15 protein-coding genes are annotated in these 17,497 nt (G+C 69.0%); 6 read left to right on the forward strand and 9 right to left on the reverse strand.

The genetic code is table 11. The annotated features are described in order from the left end of the window. The first annotated feature begins 12 nt into the window (after window positions 1-12). Window positions 13-1,524 carry an ABC transporter permease gene (locus QOZ89_RS33655; protein ID WP_071049639.1) on the forward strand — a complete coding sequence of 504 codons (1,512 nt, stop codon included), beginning with the start codon at window positions 13-15 and terminating at the stop codon, window positions 1,522-1,524. Continuing rightward, the gene (locus QOZ89_RS33660; protein WP_071049640.1) at window positions 1,521-2,594 is read left to right on the forward strand and encodes an ABC transporter ATP-binding protein; all 1,074 of its coding nucleotides are present in this window, start codon (window positions 1,521-1,523) and stop codon (window positions 2,592-2,594) included. Before QOZ89_RS33655 ends, QOZ89_RS33660 begins: the two co-directional genes overlap by 4 nt. Window positions 2,595-3,093: 499 nt before the next feature. Here QOZ89_RS33660 and QOZ89_RS33665 read toward each other — a convergent pair whose 3' ends face one another. The 7 genes from QOZ89_RS33665 to QOZ89_RS33695 all read right to left on the reverse strand — a co-directional run bounded on the left by QOZ89_RS33665 (window position 3,094) and on the right by QOZ89_RS33695 (window position 10,040). Further along, entirely contained in the window at window positions 3,094-4,458 is a 1,365-nt protein-coding gene (locus QOZ89_RS33665) for an amidohydrolase family protein (RefSeq protein WP_083418834.1), read from the reverse strand. 51 nt (window positions 4,459-4,509) lie between these two features. Continuing rightward, window positions 4,510-5,970 carry an NAD-dependent succinate-semialdehyde dehydrogenase gene (locus tag QOZ89_RS33670; RefSeq protein ID WP_071049641.1) on the reverse strand — a complete coding sequence of 487 codons (1,461 nt, stop codon included), beginning with the start codon at window positions 5,968-5,970 and terminating at the stop codon, window positions 4,510-4,512. A 75-nt stretch (window positions 5,971-6,045) separates the two neighbouring features. Then, the gene (locus tag QOZ89_RS33675; RefSeq protein ID WP_071049642.1) at window positions 6,046-7,050 is read right to left on the reverse strand and encodes a transketolase family protein; all 1,005 of its coding nucleotides are present in this window, start codon (window positions 7,048-7,050) and stop codon (window positions 6,046-6,048) included. Next, window positions 7,043-7,852: a thiamine pyrophosphate-binding protein gene (locus QOZ89_RS33680; protein ID WP_071049643.1), complete on the reverse strand. Its 810-nt coding sequence runs from the start codon at window positions 7,850-7,852 to the stop codon at window positions 7,043-7,045. The genes QOZ89_RS33675 and QOZ89_RS33680 overlap by 8 nt, the downstream gene beginning before the upstream one ends. Before the next feature lie 57 nt (window positions 7,853-7,909). After that, a complete protein-coding gene (locus QOZ89_RS33685; protein WP_071049644.1) occupies window positions 7,910-8,827 on the reverse strand; it encodes an NAD(P)-dependent oxidoreductase in 918 nt (305 codons plus the stop codon). A gap of 46 nt (window positions 8,828-8,873) precedes the next feature. Then, a complete protein-coding gene (locus QOZ89_RS33690) occupies window positions 8,874-9,107 on the reverse strand; it encodes a tautomerase family protein (RefSeq protein ID WP_071049769.1) in 234 nt (77 codons plus the stop codon). Between the two features lie 45 nt (window positions 9,108-9,152). Further along, a complete protein-coding gene (locus tag QOZ89_RS33695) occupies window positions 9,153-10,040 on the reverse strand; it encodes an enoyl-CoA hydratase/isomerase family protein (RefSeq protein WP_312627813.1) in 888 nt (295 codons plus the stop codon). A 219-nt stretch (window positions 10,041-10,259) separates the two neighbouring features. On the opposite strand from QOZ89_RS33695, the gene QOZ89_RS33700 reads away from it, so the two are divergent. The 3 genes from QOZ89_RS33700 to QOZ89_RS33710 are packed head-to-tail and all read left to right on the forward strand — an operon-like array spanning window position 10,260 to window position 13,657. Continuing rightward, complete coding sequence (locus QOZ89_RS33700; protein ID WP_312627815.1) at window positions 10,260-11,222, forward strand: dihydrodipicolinate synthase family protein; 963 nt, start codon at window positions 10,260-10,262, stop codon at window positions 11,220-11,222. A 7-nt stretch (window positions 11,223-11,229) separates the two neighbouring features. Continuing rightward, window positions 11,230-12,723: a CoA-acylating methylmalonate-semialdehyde dehydrogenase gene (locus QOZ89_RS33705; protein WP_083418871.1), complete on the forward strand. Its 1,494-nt coding sequence runs from the start codon at window positions 11,230-11,232 to the stop codon at window positions 12,721-12,723. Between the two features lie 46 nt (window positions 12,724-12,769). Beyond that, complete coding sequence (locus QOZ89_RS33710) at window positions 12,770-13,657, forward strand: SMP-30/gluconolactonase/LRE family protein (RefSeq protein ID WP_071049647.1); 888 nt, start codon at window positions 12,770-12,772, stop codon at window positions 13,655-13,657. 143 nt (window positions 13,658-13,800) lie between these two features. Here QOZ89_RS33710 and QOZ89_RS33715 read toward each other — a convergent pair whose 3' ends face one another. Further along, window positions 13,801-14,628 (reverse strand): FadR/GntR family transcriptional regulator, encoded by an 828-nt coding sequence (locus QOZ89_RS33715; RefSeq protein ID WP_083418835.1) that lies wholly within the window; start codon window positions 14,626-14,628, stop codon window positions 13,801-13,803. 144 nt (window positions 14,629-14,772) lie between these two features. Beyond that, window positions 14,773-16,248, reverse strand: a complete 1,476-nt coding sequence (locus tag QOZ89_RS33720; protein ID WP_198543295.1) for an MFS transporter — start codon at window positions 16,246-16,248, stop codon at window positions 14,773-14,775. Between the two features lie 238 nt (window positions 16,249-16,486). On the opposite strand from QOZ89_RS33720, the gene QOZ89_RS33725 reads away from it, so the two are divergent. Further along, window positions 16,487-17,458 (forward strand): LysR family transcriptional regulator, encoded by a 972-nt coding sequence (locus tag QOZ89_RS33725; protein ID WP_071049648.1) that lies wholly within the window; start codon window positions 16,487-16,489, stop codon window positions 17,456-17,458. The last annotated feature ends 39 nt before the right edge of the window (window positions 17,459-17,497 follow it).

Raw genomic sequence — 17,497 nt, forward strand, 5'->3', positions numbered from 1 at the left:
CGCGCCACGGTCATGGCGTACCCGCGCCCGCTGCTCCTGGCCTGCTCGCTCGTCGCGCTGCTGGCGGCGGTCCCGCTGCTGTTCATCATCGGGTACACGATCGACGTCGGGTGGTCGGAGACCTGGCGGCTGCTGGTCCGGCCCAGGGTCGGCGACCTGCTCGTCAACACCACCGAGCTGGTGGTCGGCGGCATGCTCGCCAGCGCCGTGCTGGGCACCGCGGCCGCGTGGCTGGTGGAACGGACGGACCTGCCGTTGCGGCGGGTGTGGCACGTGCTGCTCGCCGCCCCGCTGGCGGTGCCGGCGTTCGTCGTCAGCTACGGGTGGGTCTCGCTGACCCCAGCGGTCGAGGGCTACCGGGGCGCGCTCCTGATCGTCGTGCTCGCGTACTACCCGCTGGTCTACCTACCGGTCGGCGCCACGCTGCGCGGGCTCGACCCGGCGCTGGAGGAGTCGGCCCGCTCGCTTGGGCTCGGCTCGTGGCGGACGTTCGCCAGGGTCGTGCTGCCGCAGCTGCGACCGGCCATCCTGGGCGGATCACTGCTGGTGGGCCTGCATCTGCTCGCCGAGTTCGGCGCCCTCCAGATGCTGCGGTTCCCGACGTTCACTACGGCGATCTACGACCAGTACCGCTCGTCGTTCAACGGCCCGGCGGCGAACATGCTTGCCGGCGTCCTGGTGCTGTACTGCGGGGTGCTGGTCGTGACCGAGCTGAGCCTGCGCGGCCGGCACCGTTACGCCCGGCTCGGGTCCGGTGTCAGCCGTACCGCCGAACCGGCCCGGCTCGGGTGGCTCACCGTCCCCGCGGTGGCCGGTCTCGGCGCGGTCGTCGCGCTGGCACTCGGAGTGCCCCTCGCCAGCGTCGTCCGGTGGCTGCTGGTCGGCGCCTCCACGGCGTTCCCGGTCGGCGACCTGGCCACGGCGACGGCGACCGCGGCGGGTCTGGGACTGGCCGGGGCGCTGGCGACGGTCGCGCTCGCATCCCCGGTCGCCTGGCTCGCGGTGCGGCACCCCGGACGGATCGCCACGCTCCTTGAACGTAGTACCTACACGGCGAACGCGCTCCCGGGGATCGTGGTCGCGCTCACGCTCGTCACCCTGTCCCTGCGGGTGCTGCCGGCGGTGTACCAGACCACCACCCTGCTGATCATCGCATACGCGATCATGTTCCTGCCCAGGGCCATGGTGGCAGCGCGGGCCGCGATCGCGCAGGCACCGCCGGTCCTCGACGATGTCGCGCTCGCCCTCGGGAACTCCCCGATGCGGGCCTGGCGGCGCGTCACCCTCCCGTTGATAGCGCCCGGCATCGGAGCCGGCGCGATCCTCGTCTTCCTCGCGGTGGTCACTGAGCTCACCGCCACGCTGCTGCTGTCGCCGACCGGCACCGAGACGCTGGCGACCCAGTTCTGGAGCGAGACGAACGACATCGACTACGGCGCGGCCGCCCCGTACGCGGCGCTCATGGTGGCGCTGTCGACCCCGGCGACGCTCCTGCTCACCCGATCGGTCCGGAGAGGCCCATGAAAGCGCTCACCGTCAGCCAGGTGACCAAGCATTTTGGCGCGACGACGGCGCTCGCCGGCGTCGACCTGCACGTCACCGACGGCAGCGTGACGGCCGTGCTCGGGCCCTCGGGCTGCGGCAAGACCACGCTGCTGCGGCTGGTGGCCGGATTCGGCGACCCGGATGCGGGGACGATCGAACTCGGCGGGCGACAGGTGTTCGGCCCCGGTCGCAGCGTCCCCGCCCAGCGGCGAGGAGTGGGCTACGTCCCGCAGGAGGGCGCGCTGTTCCCGCACGTGGACGTCGCGGCCAACATCGGGTTCGGGCTGCCCCGCACCGAGCGCCGGGCCGGTCGCCGCGCCGCGAAACTGCTCGACCTCGTTGGCCTCGACGCGGGCCTGGCCCACCGGTTCCCGCACCAGCTCTCCGGCGGCCAGCAGCAGCGGGTGGCGCTCGCCCGCGCGCTGGCGCCCCGCCCCGCTCTCGTGCTACTCGACGAGCCGTTCTCATCCCTGGACGCCGGGCTGCGCCTGAGCACCGCCAACGCGGTCGTCGAGGCCCTGCGCGCCAACGGAACCACCGCGTTGCTGGTCACCCACGACCAGAACGAGGCGCTGTCGCTCGCGGACCAGGTCGCCGTGATGGCCGCCGGCCGCATCGCGCAGGTCGGCCCGCCGCGCGATGTCTACTCCATGCCCGGCGACCCGGTCGTGGCAGCGTTCGTCGGCGCGGCCGTGTTCGTGCCAGCCGTCGTCACCGGCCTCACCGCGTCCTGCGACCTCGGCACACTGCCGGTGGCCGCCGGTGGCGCCGAGGGCGCGGCGCGGGTGCTCATCCGGCCGGAGCAGATAAGGCTCCTCGGCCCGGCGGACGGCACCGACGGCGCCCACGACAGTGGCCGCAACGGTGACCTGGTCGGTGAGGTGACCGAGATCCGGTACTTCGGCCACGACGCGACGGTCCAGCTCCAGCTCACCCGCTCGGGTCTGACCGTGACGGCCAGAATCCCAGGCGACCAGCTCCCAAGCCCCGGCGCGCGGGTACGGCTGGCAGTGGCCGGCCCGGTGACCGCCTACTCCGCACCCGGGTGACCCCACCCGCCCGGTCCCTGAAAGCGTCCGGAAAGCGAACGCTGCCCACGCTGCGCGAGGGCTTCGCCCAGCCACCAGGTCTCCAGTCCCGACCAGCCGCCAAATGAACCATCCCGCGGAGTCTCCCCAGCCTGGCGATCGTGCGCAGCGACTACGCACGGGCCCGTCTCCCCAGTCGTCGAAGTCGTCGACACGCCGTCACATGCGACAAGCCGACCAGTAGTCGCGGCGCCCCGCCAGCACGATTTCCCCAGCGGCCTGATCGTCATGCAGACTCGGCCCACCAGCGCGGCAGGAGCTCCGGCACCTCCCAGGGGCCTTAGCCGAGGGGCCCGCAGATGGGATCAAGTGAGATGGTGGTGGCTTGAGGAATACCTCGCGCCCGAGTCGTTGATTCGTTCACAGTAGGCGGCGAGGGTCTGCAGGAACTCGTCGGCGCTTTGTCCAAAGACGAGACGACCGCGGGACGACCTGAGAGGCAGGCAAGTTAACGACACGCTCAAGCGCGGCAGGAAGTGAAGAGGACCCGCGGGGCTGCCGATCGGGACAGGATGCCGTCGACGGAGCGCTGGAGGGCTTTCACGACGGCCGGTACGTTCACGCGTACCAGTCGGCCGGCGTGCTTGACGACGCGCCCGCCGATGATCACTGTCTCGACGTTGCTTGTGTCCATCAGCATCACGACGGCGCCGGCTGCGTGGTTGACGGGGGCCGCGTTGAGCGCGAGCGCGTTGAGCACGAGGATGTCCGCCTGTTTGCCCGGAGTGAGGGAGCCGACCCGGTGGTCCAGGTGTGCCGCTCGTGCGCCCTCGATGGTGGCCATCCTGAGGATGTCCCGCGTGGTGAGCGGGTCTGAGTGGACGGGCTCGCCGGCGATGGCGCGCTCTTGCCGGCGGCTTCGCTGCAGCGCGTAGGCGGCGCGCATCTGGGTGAAGAGGTCGGTTGGGCCGAGGCTGACCGCGTCGGTGCTAAAACTCGGCTGTATTCCGTGGTCGAGGGCGGGCTGCATTCCTGGTAGGCCAGTGCAGAGCGTCTGTTCGACGAGATTCGACAAACTTACGTGGCCGCCGGTGCGAGCGATCGTGCGCCACGTGCTCTCCGCGAGGCCGGTGCAGTGGATGTAGGTGTTCCATGGCCCGGTGAGTCCGAGTCCGCTGAGCTTTTCTAGCTGCAGGCCGGTCGCCTCGTCGTTGACATGGGAGAACATGGTGAGGTCACGTTCGCGGGCTAGGCGCCAGTTCTGTTCGTCGACCGGCGAGCCCAGCGCCAGGGTCACGAGCTGGTCGTCCGAGCTGAAGTAGGTGTCGCGGAGGCGGTCGACGTCGGCCGGGTAGGCGTAGGACGGGTGGGCTCTGCTTCCGTGGGCCCTGGGCGAGTACGCGTAGACGCAGCGCAAGCCGGAGGCGATGAGGGCATCGGCGGCGGCGTCGGTGTGCTCGGGCGTTTCGGTGCACTGGGACGTGTCGACGACGGTGGTCGTTCCGGAGCTGATCTGTTCTAGGGCGCCGGCGTACTGGCCCCAGTAGATGTCCTCGGGCGTGTAGACGTGGAAGAACGCCTTGTCACCCTGACGAGACTGGCTGAAGTAGTCGTCGGACAGCGCGTCGGCCCAGTAGCCGCGCAGCGCGGTCTGGAACATGTGGTGATGCGAGTTGACGAATCCCGGCAGGATGATTCGCCCGGCGCAGTCGAGGGAGGGCGCGTCGGATGTGAGCTGGGGGCCGACTGCCTGGATCCTGCCGTCCTGGACCAGGACGTCCGCGGTCTCGAAGTCACCGACCCGCGGGTCCATCGACAGCACGAGCCCGTTGCGGAGAACGAACGGGTTGGCGCCTGAGCCGCCGAACTGCTCAGGATCGTTCATCTCTTCTCCATAAGTTGTACCGTGCCCTACCGGTCGGACTCGTGCCAATCTTTACCACGATGTGGCGATATACTTGGTCTCCGTGTACTCGAGCATTCCCTCGTGGCCGCCCTCTCGACCAAGGCCGCTTAGCTTGACGCCACCGAACGGTGCGCTCGGATCGGAGACGATCCCGCGGTTCAGCCCGACCATCCCGGTCTCGAGCGCCTCAGCGACCCGCATGCCCTCGGCAAGATCGGCGGTGTAGACGTAGGAGACGAGCCCGTAGTCCGTCACGTTGGCCGCGGTGATCGCCTCGTCTACCTCGGTGAATCGGACGATCGGGGCGACGGGGCCAAAGATCTCCTCACGCAGGAGATTGGCCTCGGCCGGGACATGGTCGACCACCGTCGGCGGGTAGTAGTAGCCCTCGCGGTCCGGGACTGCGCCGCCGGTGACGAGGGCGGCTCCGCGGCCGACTGCATCGGCCACGAGGGCACCCATCCTGTCCCGCGCCGCTTCGTTGACGAGCGGACCCAGCGTCACGCCGTCCTCGTACCCGGGGCCGACACGTAGCGACTCCATCCTGGCGGCGAAGGCGCGGGAGAACTCGTCGGCGACCAAGTCGTGAACATAGAAGCGGTTGGCCGCGGTGCATGCCTCTCCGCCGTTACGCATCTTCGCCGCCATGGCACCGGCGACGGCCCGGTCCAGGTCCGCGTCGGCGAGCACGAGGAACGGAGCGTTGCCGCCGAGCTCCATCGACGAGCTGAGGACACGGTCGGCCGCGGCGTGCAGGAGAGTGACACCGACCGCCGTCGACCCGGTGAAGGAGACCTTCCGCACGGCGGGCGCGGACAGCAGCCTGCTGACGACCTCGCCGGAGCGCTGCGCGGGCAGCACGTTCACCACCCCTGGCGGTACGCCGGCCTCGGCGAGCAGGGCGGCTGTGGCGAGAGCGGTCAGCGGCGTGTCGGTCGCTGGTTTCAGCACGACGGTGCAGCCGGCCGCGAGCGCGGGCGCTATCTTGCGCGTCGCCATCGCCGCGGGGTAGTTCCACGGGGTAACCAGAACGGCCACACCGATCGGCTCGCGTTCCACGACGACGCGATAGTCGCCGCTGGGGGCGACGTGGACGGTTCCGCCCAGCCGGACCGCTTCCTCGGAGTACCAGCGGAAGAACTCCGCGGCGTACGCGACCTCAGCCAGCGCGTCTGGGAGCGCTTTGCCGTTCTCCGCACTGATCAGAAGCGCGAACCACTCCTGTCGTTGCATCATCAGCTCGAAAGCGCGCCGCAGCAGCTCAGCGCGCGTACGAGGAGCGGTGCGCCGCCAGGAGCGCAGCGCCTCCTCGGCGGCGGCGACCGCGGCGATCCCGTCATCGGGGGTCGCGGAGGCGACCGTGGTCAGCGGTTTGGCCGTCGAGGGATCGATGACCTCGAGGGTGGCGCCGTCGCTCGCGTCGCGCCACTCACCGCCGATGTGCAGCCGCGTCGGCACCGCACTCAGCAGAGCATCCAGATCGTGGGGCATGTCTTATCGCTTTCCGCGCGCTGGCGCGCTCGCGCGGCTCCAGTCGCCGCCGCCCGAATCGCACACCGTCGCTGCTCAGACCGGCGCGTACTCGCCGGCGGTCACGGGGAGCTCGGGCACCGTGGGTGTCGGGTCCTCACGGCCGAGGGCGGACCATGCCGCGGCGACGATGTCGCGCGTGGACAGTCCGTACTTCCGGAACAGGTGCGGAGCGCTCTTCGCGCCCTCCGCGAAGGTGTCCTGCAGCCCGACGCGGCGCAGCGGACGGCCCAGCCCCGCGGTCGCGAGTGTCTCCGCGACGGCCGAACCGAGCCCACCGATGACGGAGTGGTTCTCCGCGGTGACGACGGCTCGTACGCCGCGCGCCACATCCAGCACTGTCGGACCGGGGAACGGCTTGAGGACAGGCGTGTTGACCACGGCGACGGACACGCCGGCGGCGCCGAGCACCTCAGCCGCCGCCAGAGCCGCAGGGATCATCATTCCGCAGGCGATCACGGCCACGGCGTCGCCTTCGGTGAGCACCTGCGCGTCTTCCAGCGAGAGGTGGTGTGGCTCGTCGAAGATGACCGGGATCTCGCCCCGCTTCAGGCGCAGGTACACCGGGCCGGGAAGGTCGACGATCGCCGCGACGGCGGCGCGGCTCTGGACCGCGTCGGCGACGTCGATCACGGTCATGCCAGGGATTGCACGCATGATCGCGATGTCCTCGATGGCTTGGTGGCTCGGCCCGCCGGGGCTGGAGACGCCGGGCATAAAGCCCACAATGCGCACGGGAAGTCGCGGATAGGCGATCGAGTTGACGATCTGGTCGTACGGCCGTCGGGTGGCGAACACACCGAAGGTGTGCACGAACGGGATCAGACCCTTGCGCGCGAGAGCGCCGGCGACGCTCATCATGTTGGCCTCGGCCATTCCGCCGTGGATGAACCGTTCCGGGATCTTCTCCTGGAACAGGTCGACCTCACACTGGCGCGTGAGATCACCCGACAGACAGACGATCTCTTCGCGTGCCGACGCCATGTCGACCAGCGCGGTGCCGTAGGGCTTGAGGACAGTGGGGTATGGCGGGTTACGCAAGACGGGCCTCCAGTTCGGCGATGGCCTCGCGCGCGAGGCCCGGCGGCAGCTTGATGAAGTGCCCGTCCGCGTCTGGCGGCAGGACGTCCAGTCCGGTCCGTGTCGAGGTCCGCGCGATGATCACGCTCGGCCGGTCGGCGTGCAGGGCGGCGGCGACCGCGTCGCCCAGGGCGTCGACGTCGTGGCCGTCGATGTCGTGGGTGTTCCAGCCGAATGCCGCCCACTTGTCGGCTACCGGTTCAAGTGTCGTGATCGAGCTGACCGGTCCGTCGACCTGCGAGTCGTTGGCGTCGAGCAGCACGACGAGCCGGTCGAGGTGGTGGTGCCCGGCGAACAAGGCCGCCTCCCACAGTTGGCCCTCCTCCAGCTCTCCGTCGCTTGCCACGACGTAGACGCGGGCATCGCTATCGCCCTTTAACCGGTTTGCGAGCGCGAAGCCGGCACCGCTGGACAGACCGAGGCCGAGGGACCCGCAGGTGAGGTCGACCGCGGGCGAGCGTTCCGTGCCGATCGCTTCGAGGGCGCTGTCGTCGAAGCCGTACGTGGCGAGCTGCTCTCGGTCGACGAGTCCGATCTGCGCGGCGGCGGCGAACACGGCGATGATGTAGTGACCCGGCGAGCAGACGAGCTGGTCCACGCCGGGGCGATAGGCCCGCAGGTACAACGTCGCGAGGAGCTCCGCCGAGGACAGCGCCTGGCCGAGATAGCCGAAGCCGTGCGGGGCTACCATGCGCACGGCTTCGAGCCGGAGGGCGTCGGCGAACCGGCGCACCTCGCTGGATTCCGCGGCGAGATGGGGCATGGGCACTCTCCTTGGACTACGTGGCCTTGCCGGGGTGTCGGGCGTGGCTGTGCGCTGCTACGACTTCGTGGGGAACTGGTCGGTTTCGGTTGGGAGCCCGGCGATCCTGGCCTGCTGGACGAACAGCGACAGGAAGTCCGCGTCGCGCAGCCCCGACCCGATGGCGCTTTGGATCAGCTGGTGTACCGACGCCGCCACCGGCATCGGGACCTCCAGGGCGCGCGCGGCGCCGAGACCGAGGTCGAAGTCCTTGCGCAACAGTTCGGTGGTGAAGGTCGGTGTCCAGTCCTGCGCGACCAGGTCCTTCGTCCGCTTGCGGACCCAGTCCGAACCCAGGACGGTGCCGTTCAGGAATTCCAGGAAGGCCGCGCGATCGGTGCCGCCCTTCTCGGCGAGGCTGGTGACCTCGACGAGCGCCTGAACCATGACTCCGAGGTAGAGGTTGTGGCAGAGCTTGACGAGGCGGCTCTGCTCCTCCTCCCCCGTCCACACCGCGACTTTCGCGATCTGTAGGAGATAGGGCGCGACGAGGTCGTAGGAGTCGCGCGGGCCGGACGCGACAATGCTCGCGCCGCCTGAGGCGACGACGTGCGGGTTGCCGCTCACCGGGGCGGCGAGGAAGGCAACTCCGGCCTTCGCCGCCCGCGCGCGCACCCACGCCGACGTCTCCATGGACACCGTCGAGCAGTCGACGAGGACCTTGAGCGCGGTCTCGGGCTCCTGCTCGTACGCGAGGAGACCGCCGGGCCCGGCGGCGACCTCCTCGAGATCCCTGGGAGTCGACACCATGGTGAACACGACGTCCGCCGCGCACAGGTCGGCGACAGTCTCGACCCGCGTCGCGCCCTTTTCGACCAGCGGGGCGGTCTTGGCGGCGGTGCGGTTCCAGATGAGCACATCGTTACCGGCGTCGATCAACCGGGCCGCCATCGCGGCGCCCATTCGGCCGGTACCGAGCCAGCCGAGCTTCGTCATGTCAGGTCCTCCTTCGTCCGCCCGGCCCCAGCCCGCCCGGACAGGCTCACTGGTCGGCCTGTCGGGCCTGGTAACCCGGCGGGGTCTTTTCGGCATAGCGCTCCGCGAACGTCCGGCCGTTCTTCATCTTGTCGGTCCACCTGGACTCGATGATTTGAACCGTGACGACGTCCGGCGGGCAGTCGAGGTTGTCCACGAGCGCGCGAGTGACGGCGAGCATCATGTTTCGCTTCTGCTCGTCCGTTCGGCCCTCGGCCATGTAGACGTGTACTTCCGGCATCTTTCCCTCCTTGGCGGACGCGGCATCGAGCATGCCCGTGAGGGCTCAGCCCCCGGCCGACGCCGAATTGCCGTCCTTGTCGAAGTTGTTGCGCCGCCCCTGCCGGACGTATTCCACGGTCGAGGAGATCGCCTCACGGCCGTGAATGCTCTTCTGCTTGGCGACGTGACCGAACATCTGGATTCCGAAACCGCCGTCCAGGTCGTCCACGATGCGCTTCTTCCACGGCCGTCGGACGATCTGCGTGGTCAGCCGCCGGGTGATGCGCGGCTGGCTCATGATGTGGTCGGCGATGACGAGGGCTCTGTCGATCAGCTGCTCACGAGGGAGCAGTTCGTTGACCATCCCCCACTCGAGAGCCGTGCGCGCGGAGATCGCCTCGCCGGTCAGCAGCGCATACGCGGCGCGCTTCACGCCGAGCAGCTCCTGGAAGCAGGTGTGGATCCCGTCCGCCGGCACGGAGCCGATGTCGTAGTGGAGGTCGAAGAGAGTGGCCTCCTGGGCGCACAACGTGATGTCGCACATCAGCACGATCTCGGTGTGGAAGCCCGGCCCGTTAAGGACACCGATGGTCGGGATCTCAAGGTCGTTGATGAGTGAGGAGACGTTGATACGACCGTCCTTGTAGGCGTACTCGTACGCCCAGTAGGGCATGTCGGCGTCCTCGAGCTCGAACCCGGACGGATCGGACTCCATCATGAAGTCCGGGCCCGAGCCGGCGAGGATGAGCACCTCGTTCTCCGGGTCGGCGCCGATCGTCTTGAGCAGCTGGCCGAGAGCGCGATGGTTCTGCACGCTGAGCTGGATCGAGCCGCCGCGGGTGTGCGCCCGCGCGACCAGCACCCCGTCACGGCGCTCCAGGTGGAAGAACTCCTCGAACGCGCGCCGGTAGTCGTCGAACTTCGGCGTGGGGACGAACTCCTGCAACGACATAAGGTCCTCGACTCACCAGTCGGCGCGCGGTGGCCGCGGAACGGGCTCAGCGACGCATGTGGTCAATTGGCTAGGCCAGTATCAAGCTCGACCCACTCCTCGTCAAGGCCCGTGGACCAGCAAAGCGATCGCCGGTTCGGCGTTGACAGCACGGGACACCCGGACGACACTCGCCACAACTGGCATGGCCACATGGCCAATCTTGATGGGAGCACCGACGTGCGGTATGCGCGAAGCGAGGCCAAGGAGGCGGCCCGCAAGCAGTTCACCGGCCTGTGGGCCGCCACCACCACACCGTTCACCACCGACGGTCGGCTCGACCAGGACGCCATCGCGGCGGACCTCGAGCGCCTGACCCGCGAGCTCCATGTCGGCGGGGTTTTCTGCGCCGGCGTCATGGGCGAGTTCTGGGCGCTGAGTGCCGACGAGCGCAAGGAGGCTGTAGAGGCGGTGGTGCGCGCGGCGAGCGGTGCCTGCCCGGTGCTCGCGCACACCGGTGACCACTCGGCCGCCACCACGATCGAGCTCACCCGGCACGCCGAGCAGATCGGCGCGGACTTCGCGGTGGTCATCAACCCCTACTACCCGCCGGCCTCCGCGGCGGGCCTGCGGGCGTGGTACCAGGAAGTGCTGTCGTCGGTGGATATCGGCGTCTGGCTGTTCGACACCAGCTACTCAGGCGTGACGCTACCCATGGATCTCATCGACGAGCTCGCGGACGTGGAGAACGTGTGCGGGATCAAGGTCGGCCACGACCACGCCCGCTATCTGGAGACCTTGGCGCGCGTCGGGGACCGCATCCTGGTCTGCGAGGCGAACGAGGCCACCTGGCTGGAGAACATCCGCGACCACGGGCAGACGGTGTACATGTCGTCGGCCCTGCCCTATCTGTTCCAGACAGCGAGCTCGCAGCCGATGCGGGAGTACACCGAGCTGGCTCTGGGCGGCGAGTTCGACAAGGCGGCCGAAGTGGCCGCGACACTCGAACCGCTGCGCGCCCTCGGGTCGAAATGGCTGCACGGACAGTGGGTTCGCGACCGGATCCTGCCGATTCCGTTCATCAAGGCGTGGGCCGGCCTGCTGGGGATGTCCGGTGGCGACCCGCGAGTGCCGCTGCTGCCGCTGACCGACCGGCAACGCGCCGAGCTCACCGCTGACCTCGCCGCCGCCGGCCTCATCTGAGGACATGATGCGCCTCATCGAGCACTGGATCGACGGCAAGTCGTTCACGGGAACCGGCGCCGCCGCCGGTGACGTCACCGACCCCGCCACCGGCGACGTCACCGCCCAGGTTGGCCTGGCATCGAAGGACGACGTCGAGGCCGCCGTCGGGTCGGCCCGCGACGCCTTCCCGAGCTGGGCCAGCACATCACTCGCCCGGCGTACGCGGATCCTGTTCCGATTCCGTGAACTGTTGAACGACCGCGCCGACGAGTTGGCCGCGATCATTACCTCCGAGCACGGAAAGGTACTGAGCGACGCGGCCGGCGAGGTGGCCCGGGGACAGGAGGTCGTCGAGTTCGCCTGCGGTATCGCTCACCTGCTCAAGGGGTCGTTCACGTCCGCGGCGTCGACCGGGGTGGACGTGCATTCGATTCGCGAACCCCTCGGACCGGTGGCGATCATCGGGCCGTTCAACTTCCCGGTGATGGTCCCGATGTGGTTCTTCCCGGTGGCCATCGCGGCCGGGAACACCATCGTGCTCAAGCCCAGCGAGAAGGTCCCCAGCGCCGCGATGTGGCTGGCCGAGCTGTGGCGCGACGCGGGGCTTCCTGACGGAGTGTTCAACGTCGTGCACGGGGGCAGGGAAGCGGTGGACGCGCTGCTGCGCCACCCCGACGTGCAGGCGGTGTCGTTCGTGGGCTCGACGCCGGTGGCGCGCCACGTCTACGCGACGGCCTCAGCGGAGGGCAAGCGGGTTCAGGCATTCGGCGGCGCGAAGAACCACATGGTGGTGCTTCCGGACGCCGACCTGGACCTCGCCGCCGACCAGGCGGTCAACGCCGGTTATGGCTCTGCCGGCGAGCGGTGTATGGCCATCTCGGTCTGTGTGGCGGTCGGTGACTGCGCCGACGCGCTCGTGGCGAAAATCCAGGAGCGCACGCGGGCGCTGCGGACCGGAGACGGCCGCCGCGCCTGTGACATGGGGCCGCTCGTCAGCGCAGCGGCACTCCACCGCGTCCGGTCCTACATCGACGCGGGCCTCGCCGCCGGTGCCCGGCTCGTCGTCGACGGCCGCGACGCCGAACCAGACGCCGACGGCGCGGGGTTCTTCGTCGGGCCCAGCCTCTTCGACGACGTGACGCCGGACATGAGCATCTACCAGGACGAGATCTTCGGGCCCGTCCTGTCCGTCATGCGCGTCCCGTCGTTGGATGACGCCCTTCGCCTCGTCAACGCAAATCCCTATGGAAACGGCACCGCGATCTTCACGAACGACGGCCGCGCGGCTCGACACTTCCAGAACACGGTGCGCGTCGGCATGGTCGGCGTCAACGTGCCGATCCCCGTGCCGGTGGCCTACTACTCCTTCGGCGGCTGGAAGAACTCGCTCTTCGGCGACAGCCACGCCCACGGCACCGACGGGGTGCATTTCTTCACCCGGGCCAAGGTCGTCACGAGCAGGTGGCCCGAGCAGAACACCGGCGGCGGGGTCGACCTGGTCTTCCCCCGCAACATCTGATCGACTTCGCAGTCTTGGTTCACCCTCATCGAAAGGTTCGACGACGATGTCTGACATCACGCCTGCCAGCGGCGCGCGGTATCCCCGCGAGATCCCGATGCCGGCCGGCTCGGGACCGGAGAGCATCGTGATCGCCGAGGGCGCACGGGCCTACGTTTCGTCCTTGAAGACCGGCGCGGTCTTCCTCGTGGACCTCGAGCACGGTACACACGAGACCTTCATGCCGCCGCTGTCTCCCACCGGCGTCGGTATGGCGCTCGACGCCCGAGGACGGCTGTTCGTCTGCGGCGGGATCGACGGGTCGCTGTCCGTCGTCGACACCGCCAGCCGTAGCGTGATCACCCGCTACCAGCTCGGCCAGGACAGGACGTTCACGAACGAGCTGATCCTCACGCCCAGCGCCGCCTGGGTCACCGACTCGTTCGCGCCCGTCCTCTACAAGCTGCCGTTCGGTCCCTACGGTGAGCTGCCCACCGACGACGACGTCGTCCGGATTCCGATCACCGGCGACCTCGTCTACCAGTACGGCGAGACCTTCGCGGAGAACTTCAACGCCAACGGCATCGCTCCCACACCGGACCGCGCCGCGATCCTGGTCGTACAGACCAACACCGGCAAGCTGTTCCGGATCGACCCGGAAACAGGCTCCGCCACGCTGGTCGACCTGGCCGGCGATGACGTCGCGTGGGGGGACGGCCTCGTCCTCGAAGGCCGGACCCTGCACGTCGTGCAGAACCTCGCGAACACGGTGGCCGTGATCGAACTCGACCCGGCCGGTACCAGCGGGAAGATCGTCGACCGGTGGACGGATCCCGCGTTCGACACGCCGACCGCGATGGCGCGGTTCGGGGACAGGTTCTACCTGTCGAACGCCCGCTTCACCACCCCCGACGCGGAGACCGCCGACTTCAGGCTGATCTCCATCCAGCGCTGAACGACTGCCGGACTGAAAAGGCCGGGCGCTACGCGCCCGGCCTTTTCAGCGACCCTTTTCATCGTCGCCTCAGACCGGCGATCGCAGCCTCAGGTCCCAGGTGGGATGATAAGCGTCGGTCATGAAGTTGCCTTCGAGGCCGCTCAGCGGGACCGGCCCGCGGGGCGGCCACGGCGCATCGCCCGACGCGCCGCTTCCAGGTGTTCAAGCATGACTTCGTGGTGCCGCAGGACGGCCTGCTCGGCAGCGTGCGGATCACGGCTTTCGACCGCGGCAGCTATCGGCTCGTGCAACGCCATCTGCTCCTCCGGATCGGAGTTGCGTAGCCAAGCCGGTACGTTCTCGGTCTGAACCCAGTTGTTGAACTCATACGACAGGATCGCCGTGTGTACGCTCTCGTACACTGCGGCGACATAAGGGTTCCCGGAGCTGCGGACGAGTGTCGCGTGGAACACGGTGTCGGCCGCGATCCATTCCGACGGCCGCCCTACGGACGCGCGCAGGCGTTCCAGTGCGACGACGATGTCGGCGTGCTCGTCCCGGGTGAGCTCCGGCTCCCGCGACGCGGCCTCCTTCACGCCCAGCGACTCGAGCCACAGCCGCAGCTGCATCAGGTGGCCCAACGACTGTTCGTCGAGATCCAGCATCAGGTGGACGGACGCCGCCACCATCGTCTCCGGCCTGCGCAGCACGTAGGCGCCCGATCCGCGGCGAACCTCCACCAGACCCATAAGTGACAAGGTCCGAAGCGCCTGGCTCACGGTCGGCCGGCTCGCTCGAAATCGCTCGGCCAGCTCCCGTTCCGACGGAAGGCGCGCGCCCTCGGCGACCTTCTCGGTGATGATCAGGCGCCTGATCTGGTCGGCCAGCTCGTCCGAAAGACGCGCGACCGAGAGCGGCTCGATGCCCCGCAGGTCGATCGTCGCGCGACGCGACGACTCGACCGACGAGTCACGACTGGACGCAGGCATCGAGCTCGCCCTCCCGGCCTTCGACAGACATGACTACGAGTCTAGCCTCGCGGCCAGGTACTGGTAAATCGGCCAGTCCACCTTGCCAGTCGAGCCACCGAATGCCCGCGATGCGCGCACGGCGGTCCCGTGGGCACGACGGCGTCAGGAGTCGATCACGGGAGCGTCGGCCACTGCCCGGGTGAACCGGGGCAGCGCCGCGGTGCCGACGGCAAGCATGGCAGCGATCCCCATCTGCACATACGCGACGGTGGCGAAGGCATGCGAGATGTCGTGCGGCGCCAGTGTGAGATAGAGCGTGCCGAGCGTGGCCACCCCGAGAGCGAGTCCGCTCTGCTGCAGGGTGATCAGCGCCCCACTGCCGATACCGCCCAGGTGGGTCGGGACGTCAGCCAGCACGCTGCGGAACAGGCCGGCGAACAGCATCGACTGTCCGGCGCCGGCGAGGGCGAGCGGCACGGCCGTGACCCACAGGCTGACGTGCGGCCAGCCGTGCACGAGCACGGCGACCAGCAGGGCCAGGCCGATGAGCTGGACGACCGCGCCGGTCGACATCGCGGCCCGGCCGAAGCGGCCGATCAGGTGCGGGGCGAGCAACGATCCGGCGAAGAACGCGCACGCCATAGGCACAACAGCCAGACCGCCGTGCAACGCGTCCGCATGCAGGCCGTTCTGGACGGTCAGGGCGAAGGCGAACATGAACGCCCCGAAACCCATGCTGAACAGCAGCACCAACGTCAGTCCGCGAGCCATCGAGGGTAGGCGCAGCAGCGACGGCGGCAGCAACGGGACCTCGCCGCGCCGCTCGGCGCGCGTTTCGACCCAGCAGGTGGCGACGGCGAGGACAGCCGCGAGCGTAAGCATCGACCAGGTCCACCAGGGCCAGCCCAGCGAATGACCCTCGGTCAGCGGGACGAGAAGTGCGGTGAGGGTGGCGGCGAACAGGATCGTGCCCCGCACGTCGATGCCGACGGGGTGGGGCGAGCGCGTGGCGGGCACGATCCGGGCCGCCACGAGCAGGACGATCAGCCCGACGGGCACGTTGACAAGGAAGATTGGCCGCCAGGACGTTCCGGCGATGTTGGCGGAGACCAGCAGTCCGCCCACCACCTGTCCGACGACCGAGGCGATACCCGAGGTCGCACCGTAGAGGGCGAGGGCGCGGGCCTTGCGTTCCCCGTCCAGCACATGATGGAACGTCGCCAGCACCTGCGGGACGAGGAGGGCCGCGGCGCCGCCCTGCACGATCCGGGCCCCCACCAACACCGCCATCGTCGGCGCGAGCCCGCAGGCCAGGGAGGCCAGGACGAAGGCGACAAGAGCCCCCAGGAACAGGCGATGCCGACCGTAGCGGTCACCGAGCCGACCTCCAAGTACCAGCAGGGCCGCATAGGCGACGCCATACGCGGCGATCACCAGCTGCAACGAGGAGGCCGACGCGTGCAAGGACGAATCAATGCTGGGCAGGGCGACGTTGGTGATGAAAAAGTCCATGATCGGCATGAACGCGCCGGCCAACAGGATGAACACGCCGAGTGGGTGCAGCCCGCCGGCGCCGGCCGCGGCCCGCGGGGAGATCAGCGCGGGTTCGGCCGAACGTGATGGGGAGACTGTCGTCACAAGACCTCCAAGCCAGACGCCATCAGATATTGATGGCCAGGAACTTATGAATGATCGTCAGGGGATTCCGCGATCACGGTGTTGGTGGAGAGACGAAACCCGCTCGGCGACATCAGCCATCACGGGCTCCATTCGATCTCGTCGCCGATCGGCATCCTGTAACGACCATCGGATCGCCGGCCCTTATGCGTCCAATGCCTCTTTGCATCACGTCTCATAACCCGGAATCATGGGTGGCATGGACCTGCAGGTGTTGCGCTGGTTTCAGGCCGTCGCGGACGGCGCCACCGTGACCGACACCGCGGACCGCGCGCACCTCACCCAGCCCGGGCTGTCCCGTGCCCTCGCCCGGTTGGAGCGCGAGGTCGGGACGCCGTTGCTCACTCGGGTCGGCCGCGGGCTACGGCTGACTCCGGCTGGTCGGATGTTCAAGGCCCACGTGGACCAGGCGCTCGACCACTACGACCTCGGCCTGCGTTCTGTCGCCGACTTGGTCGACCCCAACCGGGGCGTCGTTCCGTTGGCATTCCTGCACACGCTCGGCAGCTGGCTGGTGCCGCCGCTGGTCGGCGGCTTCCGTGGCAGCTACCCACTGATTCGCTTCGAGCTCCACGAGCAGGGTGAGGCCGGGCTGCTGGGCATGCTGCTCGACGCGGGCGTGGATCTCGTGTTCACCAGCGATGACCCTGTCCATCCACAGGTGTGCTGGCGACGGTTGCTGATCGAGCCGTTGCGGCTCGTCGTGCCCGAGCGTCACCGCCTCGCCGGCCGGAAACGGATCCGGCTGGCCGAGATCGCGGGAGAGGCGTTCATCCTGCCGCGTAAGGGCTACGGGCTGCGCACACACACCGAGCGGCTCTGCCGCGAAGCCGGCTTCACCCCGCGAGTGGCCTTCGAGGGCGAGGACGTCGACACCCTGCGCGCCCTCGTCACCGCGGGGCTCGGGGTCGCGCTGCTGCCGCCCTCGCGGACGCCGCATTCGACGGCCGACGGCATCCAGGTGTCCCTGCCTCATCTGCACATCACCGATGTCGACTGCACCCGGGACATCGGCCTCGCCTGGCTCCTCGACCGGCTGCTGCCCCCGGCTTCAGCATCATTCCGCGAGCACGTTCTGCGATCCACACCCACAGTGACCCCGAGCAGCTACCTCACCCAACGAACCGCAGATGTTCCTGCGCCTCGTCCGGCCCAGGAGGCCAAGGTCTGACCTCGGTCGAGGCGCCCGCGGCCCTGGGCGGAACGCCGT

Origin of the sequence: Pseudofrankia coriaricola (assembly GCF_032027725.1) — a bacterium.
GTDB lineage: Bacteria > Actinomycetota > Actinomycetes > Frankiales > Frankiaceae > Pseudofrankia.

Coding starts and splice junctions, on each gene's coding strand:
- QOZ89_RS33710 (WP_071049647.1), top strand. CDS start 12,770: ATGTCTGACATCACGCCTGCCAGCGGCGCGCGGTATCCCCGCGAGATC.
- QOZ89_RS33680 (WP_071049643.1), bottom strand. CDS start 7,852: ATGCCCCATCTCGCCGCGGAATCCAGCGAGGTGCGCCGGTTCGCCGAC.
- QOZ89_RS33655 (WP_071049639.1), top strand. CDS start 13: ATGGCGTACCCGCGCCCGCTGCTCCTGGCCTGCTCGCTCGTCGCGCTG.
- QOZ89_RS33670 (WP_071049641.1), bottom strand. CDS start 5,970: ATGCCCCACGATCTGGATGCTCTGCTGAGTGCGGTGCCGACGCGGCTG.
- QOZ89_RS33690 (WP_071049769.1), bottom strand. CDS start 9,107: ATGCCGGAAGTACACGTCTACATGGCCGAGGGCCGAACGGACGAGCAG.
- QOZ89_RS33705 (WP_083418871.1), top strand. CDS start 11,230: ATGCGCCTCATCGAGCACTGGATCGACGGCAAGTCGTTCACGGGAACC.
- QOZ89_RS33725 (WP_071049648.1), top strand. CDS start 16,487: ATGGACCTGCAGGTGTTGCGCTGGTTTCAGGCCGTCGCGGACGGCGCC.
- QOZ89_RS33665 (WP_083418834.1), bottom strand. CDS start 4,458: ATGAACGATCCTGAGCAGTTCGGCGGCTCAGGCGCCAACCCGTTCGTT.
- QOZ89_RS33660 (WP_071049640.1), top strand. CDS start 1,521: ATGAAAGCGCTCACCGTCAGCCAGGTGACCAAGCATTTTGGCGCGACG.
- QOZ89_RS33685 (WP_071049644.1), bottom strand. CDS start 8,827: ATGACGAAGCTCGGCTGGCTCGGTACCGGCCGAATGGGCGCCGCGATG.
- QOZ89_RS33695 (WP_312627813.1), bottom strand. CDS start 10,040: ATGTCGTTGCAGGAGTTCGTCCCCACGCCGAAGTTCGACGACTACCGG.
- QOZ89_RS33715 (WP_083418835.1), bottom strand. CDS start 14,628: ATGCCTGCGTCCAGTCGTGACTCGTCGGTCGAGTCGTCGCGTCGCGCG.